At 66.7% G+C, this 11,626-nt stretch carries 14 protein-coding genes and 2 tRNA genes; 8 read left to right on the plus strand and 8 right to left on the minus strand.

Features of this window, described 5'->3' with window-relative positions; all coding sequences use genetic code 11:
- Nucleotides 1-448: integrase core domain-containing protein (locus BJF85_RS11245; RefSeq protein ID WP_075847184.1), on the plus strand; the 448-nt coding region annotated here is incomplete at its 5' end.
- Nucleotides 449-487: 39 nt separating this feature from the next.
- Complete coding sequence (locus tag BJF85_RS27955; protein ID WP_369822151.1) at nucleotides 488-664, plus strand: hypothetical protein; 177 nt, start codon at nucleotides 488-490, stop codon at nucleotides 662-664.
- 133 nt (nucleotides 665-797) lie between these two features.
- Here the strand turns inward: BJF85_RS27955 and BJF85_RS11250 are convergent.
- Nucleotides 798-868: transfer RNA gene (locus tag BJF85_RS11250), tRNA-Gly, on the minus strand.
- A gap of 78 nt (nucleotides 869-946) precedes the next feature.
- Between BJF85_RS11250 and BJF85_RS11255 the strand changes: the two genes are divergently transcribed.
- The 4 genes from BJF85_RS11255 (at nucleotide 947) to BJF85_RS27290 (ending at nucleotide 4,140) form a co-directional block, all read left to right on the plus strand.
- Nucleotides 947-1,020, plus strand: a tRNA-Pro gene (locus BJF85_RS11255).
- A 645-nt stretch (nucleotides 1,021-1,665) separates the two neighbouring features.
- Entirely contained in the window at nucleotides 1,666-1,974 is a 309-nt protein-coding gene (locus tag BJF85_RS11260; protein ID WP_075847186.1) for a type VII secretion target, read from the plus strand.
- 16 nt (nucleotides 1,975-1,990) lie between these two features.
- Nucleotides 1,991-3,631, plus strand: a complete 1,641-nt coding sequence (locus BJF85_RS11265; protein ID WP_083666243.1) for an alpha/beta hydrolase — start codon at nucleotides 1,991-1,993, stop codon at nucleotides 3,629-3,631.
- A 98-nt stretch (nucleotides 3,632-3,729) separates the two neighbouring features.
- On the plus strand, nucleotides 3,730-4,140 hold the full coding sequence (locus BJF85_RS27290) for a hypothetical protein (protein ID WP_222844530.1): 411 nt from the start codon (nucleotides 3,730-3,732) through the stop codon (nucleotides 4,138-4,140).
- Between the two features lie 102 nt (nucleotides 4,141-4,242).
- On the opposite strand, the gene BJF85_RS11275 is transcribed toward BJF85_RS27290, so the two are convergent.
- The 3 genes from BJF85_RS11275 to BJF85_RS11285 form a co-directional block, all read right to left on the minus strand.
- Nucleotides 4,243-5,334 carry a ParB/Srx family N-terminal domain-containing protein gene (locus BJF85_RS11275; RefSeq protein ID WP_255375561.1) on the minus strand — a complete coding sequence of 364 codons (1,092 nt, stop codon included), beginning with the start codon at nucleotides 5,332-5,334 and terminating at the stop codon, nucleotides 4,243-4,245.
- Between the two features lie 101 nt (nucleotides 5,335-5,435).
- Entirely contained in the window at nucleotides 5,436-5,879 is a 444-nt protein-coding gene (locus tag BJF85_RS11280) for a nuclear transport factor 2 family protein (RefSeq protein WP_075847190.1), read from the minus strand.
- A 13-nt stretch (nucleotides 5,880-5,892) separates the two neighbouring features.
- A complete protein-coding gene (locus BJF85_RS11285) occupies nucleotides 5,893-6,762 on the minus strand; it encodes a TIGR03619 family F420-dependent LLM class oxidoreductase (RefSeq protein WP_075847192.1) in 870 nt (289 codons plus the stop codon).
- Nucleotides 6,763-7,013: 251 nt separating this feature from the next.
- Here BJF85_RS11285 and BJF85_RS11290 point away from each other — a divergent pair, with 251 nt between their 5' ends.
- Together BJF85_RS11290 and BJF85_RS11295 are read left to right on the plus strand one after the other, a co-directional pair.
- Nucleotides 7,014-7,802, plus strand: coding sequence for an NlpC/P60 family protein (locus BJF85_RS11290; protein WP_255375562.1), 789 nt, complete (start codon nucleotides 7,014-7,016; stop codon nucleotides 7,800-7,802).
- Nucleotides 7,803-7,930: 128 nt separating this feature from the next.
- Nucleotides 7,931-8,698, plus strand: coding sequence for a hypothetical protein (locus BJF85_RS11295; RefSeq protein ID WP_075847196.1), 768 nt, complete (start codon nucleotides 7,931-7,933; stop codon nucleotides 8,696-8,698).
- On the opposite strand, the gene BJF85_RS11300 is transcribed toward BJF85_RS11295, so the two are convergent.
- From BJF85_RS11300 to BJF85_RS11315, 4 genes are all read right to left on the minus strand, one after another.
- Nucleotides 8,699-9,256 carry a Uma2 family endonuclease gene (locus tag BJF85_RS11300; RefSeq protein ID WP_369822145.1) on the minus strand — a complete coding sequence of 186 codons (558 nt, stop codon included), beginning with the start codon at nucleotides 9,254-9,256 and terminating at the stop codon, nucleotides 8,699-8,701.
- Nucleotides 9,257-9,352: 96 nt separating this feature from the next.
- The gene (locus BJF85_RS11305; RefSeq protein ID WP_075847519.1) at nucleotides 9,353-9,874 is read right to left on the minus strand and encodes a regulatory protein RecX; all 522 of its coding nucleotides are present in this window, start codon (nucleotides 9,872-9,874) and stop codon (nucleotides 9,353-9,355) included.
- 62 nt (nucleotides 9,875-9,936) lie between these two features.
- Nucleotides 9,937-11,001 carry a recombinase RecA gene (recA, locus tag BJF85_RS11310; protein ID WP_075847521.1) on the minus strand — a complete coding sequence of 355 codons (1,065 nt, stop codon included), beginning with the start codon at nucleotides 10,999-11,001 and terminating at the stop codon, nucleotides 9,937-9,939.
- Nucleotides 11,002-11,291: 290 nt separating this feature from the next.
- On the minus strand, nucleotides 11,292-11,486 hold the full coding sequence (locus BJF85_RS11315) for a DUF3046 domain-containing protein (RefSeq protein ID WP_075847523.1): 195 nt from the start codon (nucleotides 11,484-11,486) through the stop codon (nucleotides 11,292-11,294).
- Nucleotides 11,487-11,626 lie beyond the last annotated feature (140 nt).

The following is an 11,626-nucleotide window of genomic DNA, read 5'->3' on the forward strand; positions in this document are numbered from 1 at the left end:
GCAGATCCGGTTCTGCAACATCGTCGACGAGTTCACCCGCGAAGCCCTCGCCACCACGGCCGCTCGCTCGTTCACGGCTGATGACACGATAACCCTGCTCGATAAGGTCATCGCCGAGACCGGGCGCACGCCGCAGCATCTGCGGATGGACAACGGGCCAGAACTGACCTCCGCCGCTCTGGCCGACTGGTGCCGCTTCGGCGGCGTGTCGACCGAGTTCATCGAGCCCGGAGCGCCGTGGCAGAACGGCTACAACGAGTCGTTCAACGGCCGATTCCGCGACGAATTCCTGGCCACCGAGCAGTTCAACACGCTACTCGAAGCCCAGGTCCTGGCCGAGGACTGGCGCATCGAGTACAACACCTACAGACCCCACGGCTCGCTCGGCGGCCAACCCCCGACCACCTTCCGCGAGCAGTGGATCACCAACCAACCCGCACTCTCATAACCACTGGACCACCAAACGGGGCCCAGTCAGGGCAAGTCGATCACGGTGCACACGGGTAAGGGGAAGAACAATCCGTGGCACCGCTACTGGGGCCGGGGTTTCAAGCGTTACGTCTGGAACAACACCGGTGACCGCGCCACCCTGTTGGACGCGCGGGGACGCGCGTTGGACTCGTGTTCCTGGGGCCGCAGCGGCCGAGGCTGGGCCAACTGCTGAGTGGCCCGCCAGTGACCCGAAGGCAGATCTGGCGGCGCCGAACGCCGGTCTCGCGTGTCGGAGCGCAGACCTCGCGGTGCTGAATGCAGGAACGCCGCCCTCCGTGCTCGGAGGGCGCGTTCGCGATGCGCTGAGCGGGCGACGGGAATCGAACCCGCACCACCAGTTTGGAAGACTGGGGCTCTACCATTGAGCTACGCCCGCAGCGGCCGGTGACCGGCTGCGCAGGCAGTCTACCGGTACCCGCTATGGTGTTTGCACACCACCCTGCGGGTGGTGACACGGGGCGTGGCGCAGCTTGGTAGCGCATTCGCTTTGGGAGCGAAGGGTCGCAGGTTCAAATCCTGTCGCCCCGACCGGGAAGATGCAGGTCAGCGGGTCACACATCTGGGGGCGTCCTCACGAGCCCCCAGATGTGCCCCTGACCAGCGATGCGTTGGACACCTCAGGACACCTGACTCGCCGATCCCGGTACAGCGTGAGGCTGCCACGCCACCCCTCTACACGTGGGATTTGTACGGTCACCTCGCCGGTCCAGCTGCCATCGGCCATGACAGCCGCCACCGCGGCACAGCGGGAACCGCCGAGACTGCGGACGATCACGAACAGTAACCGGTGTGCATGTGGAGCCGGGCCGACTCAGCGGCGGGCTCGACGATCGCCATCGCGAACTCCCTGCGTGAACATCGAGGTTGATCACCGCTCAGCCTGCTGTTGCGACCTGGCGTCATGCGAACTCGCCAACCGCCACCGAAGCCAAGGATCCGGACGCGAATCCGGAAATCACTACAAGCGGTCGACATTGCTACTCCATTTGAACATTATGTCCTGATTGACCGAACTTTCCTGTAATCCCAGCGCAGGTCCGTCCACATCGACTGACGCCACGATCGTCCGATTAAGCGACGAGCACCACGCGGTCTTCCCTGAATACGTTGAACCACCCTGGCGTCGGTGCCACACTTCACCATCACAGCACCGCAAACATTTGAGGGGGCGCCATGGCGTTCGAGGCGAAAATCGAGGCCATCACAAGCGCTAGCACTGCGGCTGGAGAAGTGGCCGAAGGAGTGCGCTCGGTCAAACCGGCCGAGGCGCTTCCAGATGGCCCCGCGGGCGTGAAAGGCTCCCGGTCGGCCGCAAAGCTTGCACAGGTTAAGGAGTCCTGGCAGGGAAAGGGATCAAGGACTGCGGGCGCATTGGATCAGTACGCACAGGATCTGTCCACCGCCGCGGACCATTACCGCAGCTCGGACGAGGCCGCTCGCATCGATCTGGGCGGTTCGACAGGTCGCGCCCGGGCGATCTGATGGTCACCTGGCTGATGTGCGCCAGTGGAGCGGTGATCCGCTCGGCGAAGCGGTCGGGGCCCTGAACCGCGAGTACAACGAGCTCATCGCCGCCGGCGAAGACCTCGGCAAGATTGGCACCCCGGAGGGATGGTCCGGCGAAGCCGCGCAAGCGGCCGGCAGCCGGTGCGGCGAACTCGTGGAGAGCCTCGGTGAATGGACCGCTGAGATCGCAGCCGTTCGCAAGGCGTGCGGCGCGGCGAGCGATGCGATCGGCGGCGTGAAGAACGGTGTGACCGAGGCCGAGGAACTGGCGAAGGCCAACAACTTCAGCATCGCCGATGATGGTGCGATCAGGGATCAGGGACCACCGGCGGACACACCGGATGCCCAGCAACAAGCCGTCGCAGAAGAACGTGCCAAAATCAAGTCCGAACTGGACGAGCGGGTGAGCCAGGTTCTACGCAGCGCTCGGGACATCGACAGCGATCTCTGCGCCGTCCTGGACAAGGTCCTGTCGTCTGACACGATCGATGCCGACAGTACGGCGACATCTCTGTCGGCCGCAGGACACGCCGGCGCAAAACTCGGCGCACTCAGCATCCCAACCCCACCACTGATCAACGACGCAACCGCCGCGCAGAACGCAGCATGGTGGGCCACACTCAGCGACGCTCAGCGAAAGCGGTTCGCACAGGACTACCCTCGCCTGGTCGGACCACGCGACGGACTCGACACCACCACCAGAAGTTCGGCGAACATGACCATCCTCCGCGACGAACGCGAGAAACTTCGCGCCGAGCGAAAGTCCCTGAAGGAGGAGATGGGCACGAAGCACGGACCCGGTGGCCAACTTGAAAGGTCCAGCCTCGAGAGGAAGATCGAGAACATCGATGGCCGCATCAAAGGGCTGAACGACATCGAGAACAAGGTTAACGAAACCAAAGACCTCGACGATGACAGTAGCGAGAAGTACTTCATCCTTCAGGTTGACAGCGAAGGCGACGGCACCGCGGCTGTGTCACGCGGAAACCCCGATACGGCACAGTACGTCTCGACGTTCGTCCCGGGGACGGGGTCCGAGCTCGGTAACATCGACTCGACGATGGACCGCTCCGAGCGCATGGCTGAACAAGCTCGATGGGCGGGAGCAGAGTCGACTGCGACAATCTCATGGCACGGCTACGACGCACCTGACGAGTTCGCAAACGCCACGAGCGGAACCTACGCCGAAGAAGCCGAGCCCAAACTCGCCAAGTTCCAAGACGGGCTTCTTGAATCTCGAGACGAGAACGCATCAGAACGCCATAACACACTCGTCGGACATAGCTACGGAGCAACGACGATCGGTAAGACTGCGCAGAATCACGAAATGCCCGTGGATGATCTGGTCCTGGTTGGGTCGCCAGGGGTAGATGCACCACATGTCAGTGATCTTCAGATCCCAGAAGGGCACGTGTGGGCAACTGCGGACGAGAACGACCCGGTGGCAGAGGCTCCCGTGTTCGACATCGACCCCACCGAGCGTGAATTTGGAGCGAATGTGTTCGGGTCAAGTTCCGACTCCGAAGGAAAGTGGTACCAAGGTGGCTATAACTTGGACTCGCATAGTGACTATTGGGATTACAACAACCCGGCCCTGGAAAAAATGGGTAAGATAATCGCGGGGCAGTCGTGATGAAGTACTTCACAAGAAGGGCGGCAGCATGTGTCGCCACGACCTTCCTGCTCTGCCTGGGAGCATGTGGGAGTCCCACCGATGAATCCGGAGACACCATGGCAGAAACCATCACCATTCAGCGCGCAAACGAGAAGCTCGAAGAACACATGCAGCGCACCCGGGAAGCCCTTCCAGAAGAAGCGAGCTTCGAAACGTTCTCGCATCACAAGGAAAGTCCTTGCGAGGACCCCGGAGACCCGGGGCCCAAAGGTCGCGTGTTCGCGAGCCTCGCCTACCAAATAAAGAACATACCCGAAGAGTCTATCAAGGAACAATTCTTCCAACTGAAGGACTGGTGGAGAAAGAACGGCTATCGAGTACTCAGTGAGGACGCCGACACGCTACGTGTTGTCAGCGACGAAGACGAGTTCACAATCGGGCTCCGCACCAACCCACTGAATGAACTCTACCTGCTGGGAGATTCACCCTGCGTCTGGCCGAATGGAACGCCACAGCCCGAAGACTGACGGCAACAACACGGTTCACATCCTGTCGCCCCGACCGTACGAAACAAGGGCCCTGGCCACGTCGTGACGTGACCGGGGCCCTTGCTCGTGACTGCCCCGACCTCAGTCGAGGTTGTGGGTGTTCTTGTACTCCAGGGCGTAGGCGAGCTTGCCGGGTTTGTCGGCCGAGTAGGGGGTGGACAGGTCGGCGAACTCACCCTCGTCGGCGGGGTCGCCGTCGTTCCACTCGTCGAGGACGCCGAGGTCGCCTGCCGTGTACTCGCCGTCCACCACGTCGGACGGGTCGAGCTCGACCTGCGCCTCCGACACCGTGCGCACCGCGTCGAGGTAGCTGTCGAAGTCGGCGCGGTCCCAGTCGGACAGGTCGATGTCCGGGTTCGCGGTGATCCAGTTGCCCCACCGGAACTGGGCGTACAACGTGTCGGTCGACTCCCAGCCGATGTCACGCGTGTAGTACAGCAACGCCCGCAACTCGTCGTTGTTCATCGTGTCCAGGCCGAGCTGCCGCGGCAGCTGCGCGGGCGTGATCGTCGAACCGTCCGCGTCACGCAGCCACACCCGGTCCTCGTCCTTCATCCGCTGCCAGAACGCGCTCGGCGGCAACGTGGACAGGTTGTCCTGCACCTGCACCCGTACCCGCACGTCCGGACCGGCGACCTCCAACAGCGACGTGAACGTGTGGTGCCCGTCGGTCAGGTACGGCACACCGCCCGGGCCCACGACGAACGTCTTCATCTCGGCGATGTCGTCGTCGGTCTCGTCACCCAGGTCGACCTCGCACGTGAACGTCGACGGGTCGTGCAACGTCGCGTCCGGCTCCGCGTCCTCGACGCCGCCCTGCCCGTTGGCCTCGCACCAGTCGTCGAACCGCTTGTTCACGTCGTCCTTGCCGAGCGTGTACCGGCCCTGCTTGTAGTAGATCTGGTCGTAGCCGATCGCGGGCTGCGTCGGCCGCAGGTCCCCGATCCGCACCTCGACGAGATCGCCCTCCTCGGCACAGAACAGCTCCGCGGCGAGGCCGCCCCGCTGATCGTGCTCACAGAACGAGGGCCGCTCCCCCGGGACACCCGGCGCTCCCGGGAACGCCCCGGGCCCCGGAGCCGCCGGGGACGCCGCCGCGGGCAGCCCCGCCGCCAGCATCGCTCCTGCCAGGACCGGAACGCCCGCCGCCCACCTACCGATTCGACCGCGCACTACGTGACTCCTTCTCCGTTATGTCGGGTTCACACGGTCGGGTAGTCGTGTGACCCCGCGGAGAGCGGAGGACGAGCGGGCGGCGAACCCCGGGTGAACGGCTATTCCACCTGCCGCGCGGTCGCGGCCGCGCGATCGGCCTCCCAGAAGGCGCGCACCGACAGGATCCGCCCGTCCGACCCGGCCTTGTAGACGATCACGCAGTCGGTGTCGACGCGATACCCGCCGTCGAAGAGCGTCGTGATCGTGGCGACGTTCGCCACCTCGTCGCCACCCGCGTGCGAATCGCGGACGACGAACTGGAACCGCTGCACGTTCGCGATCGTCATGTCCCAGAACGCGGAGATCCCGTCCCGCCCGTGATGCCCCTTGCCCTCCTCGTCGAACCCCGACGGGCCGACGGGGTCCTCCACGACCGTCACGGGGTCGAACAGCTCGAGCCAGCTCTCCTTGTCCCCCGCGGTGACGGCCTCCATGGAGCGCAACGCCGCGACCCGGGCCGGCGGCTGCTCGGCGTCGACGTCCCAGCACACGGTCACACTCATACGCCTGCCCTTCTCAGAAGCGGTGGATGATCTCGTCGGCGAACTTCTTGATGGAGTCCTTCTTCTGCTCGATCGGCGCGTCGAAACCGAGACCCTCGAAAACCCAGGGCACGGTGATCACGTCGGTGACGCCGACGTCGGCCTGCTCGCGATACCCGTCGAGACCGAACCGGTCGATGCACACGGCCTGGATCTCGAACGGCTCCTCGGCGCGGCCGTACTCGGCGCGCAACGTGTGCAGCTGGTCGATCGTGTCGCGCAGGTCGTCGAGTTTCATCATCGCCGAGGACCAGCCATCGCCGACGCGGGCGGCCCGGCGCAGCGCCGGCTCGGTGTGCCCGCCGATGTAGAACGGCACGCGCTCGCGCGGCGCGGGACTCATCGAGAGCGTGTCGAAATCGAAGAACTCGCCGTGATACTCGACCGGGCCGCCGTCGAGGATCAACCGCAGCACGTCGATCGCCTCGTCGACGCGTTTGCCGCGGCGCCGATAGGGCACGCCGCACCACTCGAACTCCTCGGGCGCCCAGCCGACGCCGAGTCCGAGACCGAACCGGTCGCCGGTGAGGTTCGCGACCGACCCCACCTGTCGCGCCAGCAGCACCGGGTGGCGCGAGCCGAGTTTCAGCACCGCGGTGTAGAACGTGATCCTGCTCGTTGCCGCCCCCATCGACGCGGCCGCGATGAGCGGGTCGACCCAGGGCGTGTTCCGGTCCCAGAAGCGGCTGCCGTCCGGGGTGTACGGGTAGTCCGCCGACACCTGCTCGGAGTAGAAAAGTGAGTCGGGCAGCGCGATCGACGAGAACCCGCACTCCTCCGCGGTGACGGCCAGTTCGGTCAGCTGATCCAGCGGGCTCAGGGCCACCGACAGTGTGAACCTCATACGACAAAACAGTAACTTGTTCTAGTTTTCGGCGCCAGGGTTCGGCGGGGGCGAATACCGGGCGACCGAATCACCCGACATCACCCATTGATCACCGTTGTGGGTGCCGTCGAGTCGCGGACCTCGTCGAGCGCGTGTTTACGGTCGAGGCGGCCGACGGGGCGACTCGGCGGCCGGCACGGCGCCGATGCCACGAGAGCCTCGGCGTGGTCGGGGGGCCGTACGTGCACGATCCTTTCAGGAGGATTCGCGTGTCCACACCGTGGAAGCGCACAGCAGTGATCGGACTGGTCGGCGGCACGGCGCTGGTGGCGTTCGCCGGCAATGCCGGGGCGATCACACCGACGACCCAGTCCCTCGACGACGTTCCCGACAGCATCATGAAGGGGTCGAGCGTGACCCTCTCCGGCACGCTCACGGGAACCCGCGACCGGCCCCTGACCGACGAACCGGTCGCACTCGAACGGCGAACCGGCCAGGAGTGGACCCGGGTCGCCACGGCCGACACCGGCGACGACGGGAGCGTCACCTTCCGCCGCGCGCCGCACGCCACGGCCCAGTGGCGCATCACCTACGCCGGCGACACCTTCCGCGACGGCGCCACGTCCGAGGTCGCCCGGGTCGAGGTGCGAACCCCACCGCCGCCTCCCCCGCCGCGACCGCAGCCGGGCGGGTCGCAGCAGTCGACGCCGATCGGCCAACGGATCGTCGCGGTTGCCGCGGCGCACGCCGGGTCGCCGTACGCGTACGGCGCGAGCGGTCCCACCCGGTTCGACTGCTCGGGCTTCGCGCAACACGTGCACCGCGCGGTGGGTATCAACCTGCCGCGCACGTCGAGCGACCAGCACCGGGCCACCCGGTCGATCCCGAGGCACGCGAAGGTCCCGGGCGACCTGGTGTTCTTCCACAGTGGAGGGAGCGTGTACCACGTCGGCATCTACGCGGGCGGCAATCACGTGTGGGCGGCACCGGAGACCGGGGACGTCGTGCGCAAGCAGCACATCTACACGGGGTCCTACTACGTGGGCCGCGCCTGGTAGCGGTTCGCCCGACCCTGTGACCAGCTGGGGAACTCCCGGCGCGGCGTCCACGTTGTCCGGTTCGAAGGAGTATGTCCGGCGCAGGGCATACTGCGAGTGCCCCACGTGTCCGTCCCCGGGAGTTCCCCATGGATCTGATCTTCGTCGCCGTCCTGCTGCTGATCATCGTCGGCGGTGGGTACTACCTGGTGCAGTCACAGCAGGCGGCCAAACGCAAGCGGGTCGACGACGCGAAGGCCGAGGCCCGCCGCTGGGTCGAGCGGCTCGGGGGCCAGGTTCTCAGCCTGACCGGCACCGACCTCGCCTCGCAGCAGGCGCTGGCCGACGCGAGCGAGCGGTACACCGCGGCCGGGTCGCAGATGGAGCAGGCCGAGACCGAGGAACAGGCCAAGCTCGTCAAGGACACGGCCCTCGAGGGCCTGTACTACGTGCGGGCCGCGCGCGAGGCGATGGGCATGGACCCGGGCCCGGCGCTGCCCGAGGACCGCGAGCGCCAGGCCGCGGGCAAGGTCACCGAACACCGCTCGGTGGACGTCGAGGGCGAGCACTACGAGGCCTCACCGCAGCCGACCTCGGGCACGCCGCACTACTACCCGGGCGGCCGCGTGGCGGGCCGGCCGGTTCCGCAGGGCTGGTACAGCACGCCGTGGTGGAAGCCCGCGCTCATCGGCGGCGCATGGGGCCTGGGCTCGATGATGCTGTTCAGCGCGATGTTCTCCGGCATGGCCGGCATCCCCAGCGGTGAGGCGTGGGCCGACGGCTACGACGCGGGCCAGGAGGACGCCATGTCCGACGCCGGCGACGGCGGTGACGGTGGCGACATGGGCGACAGCGACTTCGGCGGAGACATGGGCGGCGGAGACATGGGCGGCGGAGACTTCGACTTCGGCTTCTGATCAGCCCAACGCCGTGAGGTCGATCGTCGCGGCAAACGGCTCGACGCTGGTGTGGACACCGGTGACCGCGCCGCTGTCCTGGTACCCGAACTCGCCTGCCCGATGGAAGGCGACGAGGGAGACGGGTGCGGTGAGATCGACGATCCAGTACGCCGGGATGCCGGCGTCCGCGTACTCGCCGCGCTTGTCGACGTTGTCGATCCGTTTCGACCCCGGGGACACGATCTCGACGACGAGTGCCACCTCGGAGGCCCGGAGCATTCCGCCGTGCTCGTTCACACGCTCGAACGCAGCACGATCGGCAACGACGATGTCCGGCCGCCGTGCGTAACCCGGTTCGTCCGGCGGCACCAGCTCCAGATCCACGTCGACGTCCTGAACTCCGTCCAGATCGGGCGGCAACTGCGGCTCAAGCTGCGCCAGCAGCCGGAAGGACGCCTTGTTGTGCCCCGGCGCGGGGCTCGGTGACATCAAGAGTCGTCCCCCAATGAGCTCCGAGTATCCGGGCTCGGTCTCCCCCAGTGCCAGATACTCGTCAATCGTCAGCAAGCGATCCATGCCGGGCATGCGAGACGGATCGCGATGGTCACGTGCAGTGGTCACAGCGACTCCTCATGGCTCCCTGACGTCCCAACAGAGTCTGCCACGCCGGGGTCAGTCCGGGGTGGCGTCGTCGAGCGGGGTCGACTCGGCTCCTGCGTTGCGCAGTTCGTCGCGCACGACTCCGTACGCCAGGCCCTGCGGGTAGCCCTTGCGGGCGAGCATGCCGAGCAGACGGCGGGTCGCCTTCTGCTCGTCCACGCCCGTCATGGTGCGCAGCTTCTTGCGCACGAGCTCCCGTGCCCGCTCCTGTTCGGCCGACGAGTCGATCTCGCCCGCCGCCTCGGCGGCGACCTCGCCGTCGACGCCCTTGCGGCGCAGTTCCGCGACGAGCGCGCGCCGGGCGAGCCCCTGGTTGTTGTGCCGGGAGCGCACCCACGTCTCGGCGAACGCGGCGTCGTCGATCAGCCCCGCGTCGTCGAGCTTGCGCAGCAGGTCTCGGCTGACGTCCTCGTCGAAACCCTTGCGGGTCAACGCCGAACGCAGCTCCTCCCTGGTGCGGGGTCGGGCGGCCAGGAGATCGAAGCAGATCTCCTTGGCCTTCCTCCTCGCCTCCTCGGGAGGCAGCTCCGACACCGGAGTGCGGGCTCGCGACCGGCGCGGGCCCGCCGTGTCCGGGTCACTCACGCCCGGTCCCCTCAGAACTCGACGGGTGCCGGCTCGGCCGCCGCGGTCTCCTCGGCGTCGACCTTGGCCCCGACCCCGAGCTTCTCGAGGATCTTCTTCTCGACCTCGTTGGCGATGTCGGGGTTGTCGCGCAGGTACTTGCGCGCGTTCTCCTTGCCCTGGCCGAGCTGGTCGCCCTCGTACGTGTACCAGGCGCCCGACTTGCGCAGGATCCCCTGGTCGACGCCCATGTCGATGAGCGAACCCTCCCGCGACACACCGTGCCCGTAGAGGATGTCGAACTCGGCCTGCTTGAAGGGGGGCGCGACCTTGTTCTTGACGACCTTGACGCGGGTGCGGTTGCCGACCGGGTCGCCGCCGTCCTTCAGCGTCTCGATCCGGCGCACGTCGAGCCGCACCGACGCGTAGAACTTCAGCGCCTTACCACCGGTGGTGGTCTCCGGGGAGCCGAACATGACGCCGACCTTCTCGCGCAGCTGGTTGATGAAGATCGCGGTCGTGCCGGAGTTGTGCAGCGCACCGGTGATCTTCCGCAGCGCCTGGCTCATCAGCCGCGCCTGCAGACCCACGTGGGAGTCACCCATCTCGCCCTCGATCTCCGCCCGCGGCACGAGCGCCGCGACCGAGTCGATGACGACGATGTCGAGCGCGCCCGAGCGGATCAGCATGTCGGCGATCTCGAGCGCCTGCTCACCGGTGTCGGGCTGCGAGACCAGCAGGGCGTCGGTGTCGACGCCCAGGACCTTGGCGTACTCGGGGTCGAGCGCGTGCTCGGCGTCGATGAAGGCGGCGATCCCGCCGTTCTTCTGCGCGTTGGCCACGGCGTGCAGCGCCACGGTGGTCTTACCGGAGGACTCGGGGCCGTAGACCTCGACGACCCTGCCCCGCGGCAGACCGCCGATGCCCAGCGCGACGTCGAGCGCGATGGCACCGGTCGGGATGACCTCGACGGGCGGGCGGGTGTCCTCGCCCAGCCGCATCACCGAGCCCTTGCCGTACTGCTTGTCGATCTGGGCCAGGGCAAGGTCGAGTGCCTTGCTCTTGTCCGGTGCACCCTTGTCCGCTGCTGCTGCCATGGAACCCACCTCATTGGCCTTGACGTTTGCTTGTGTCCGGTCGTTCTTGCGTCCGGGGCCCGACGGTACGGGCGGGGTCCGACAGTTCCAGGCCTGTCGTCAGATCTGTGGACAGCCGACCCCGGTGTGGACAACATCCTAGTGAACATCTGTTCGATCGCGAAACTGACACACCGAGGCGGTACGATTTCGCGCGCCGTCCTGTGCTCCGCGCCTGTGCCAGGGCCTGTGCCAGGGCCTGTGCCCAATGCCTGCTCAGTGCCTGATCACTGCCCTGACGACACGGGCGGTCACCGGCGTTCGGCCGGAACCTCGAACTCGACGCAGACCTGGCGCCAGACGTCCTTCGCGGGCACGCCCGCCTCGAGCGCCTCCTCGACCGTCCGACCGTCGAGACCGCTCAGCACATGGTCCTTGGCGAGCATCTCGGCCCTGGTGGCGCCGAACTCGTCGGCCATCAGCCGACGGAACACCGTGATCCGCATCGGCACCAGCGTAGCCACGCGCCCGCCCCGTACCGTGGGCGCCATGGAACTCGAAGCTGGATTGGGCTCGACGGCGCTGACCCTGGCCTCGATCGCCGCCGTCTCCGCCACCCTCGTCGTCCTCCTGGTGCAGATCCGAA

Origin of the sequence: Saccharomonospora sp. CUA-673, assembly GCF_001942305.1 — a bacterium.
Taxonomy (GTDB): Bacteria; Actinomycetota; Actinomycetes; order Mycobacteriales; family Pseudonocardiaceae; genus Prauserella.

Coding starts and splice junctions, on each gene's coding strand:
- BJF85_RS11260 (WP_075847186.1), top strand. CDS start 1,666: ATGGCGTTCGAGGCGAAAATCGAGGCCATCACAAGCGCTAGCACTGCG.
- BJF85_RS27290 (WP_222844530.1), top strand. CDS start 3,730: ATGGCAGAAACCATCACCATTCAGCGCGCAAACGAGAAGCTCGAAGAA.
- BJF85_RS11280 (WP_075847190.1), bottom strand. CDS start 5,879: ATGAGTGTGACCGTGTGCTGGGACGTCGACGCCGAGCAGCCGCCGGCC.
- BJF85_RS11285 (WP_075847192.1), bottom strand. CDS start 6,762: ATGAGGTTCACACTGTCGGTGGCCCTGAGCCCGCTGGATCAGCTGACC.
- BJF85_RS11295 (WP_075847196.1), top strand. CDS start 7,931: ATGGATCTGATCTTCGTCGCCGTCCTGCTGCTGATCATCGTCGGCGGT.
- BJF85_RS11300 (WP_369822145.1), bottom strand. CDS start 9,256: ATGGATCGCTTGCTGACGATTGACGAGTATCTGGCACTGGGGGAGACC.
- recA (WP_075847521.1), bottom strand. CDS start 11,001: ATGGCAGCAGCAGCGGACAAGGGTGCACCGGACAAGAGCAAGGCACTC.
- BJF85_RS11315 (WP_075847523.1), bottom strand. CDS start 11,486: ATGCGGATCACGGTGTTCCGTCGGCTGATGGCCGACGAGTTCGGCGCC.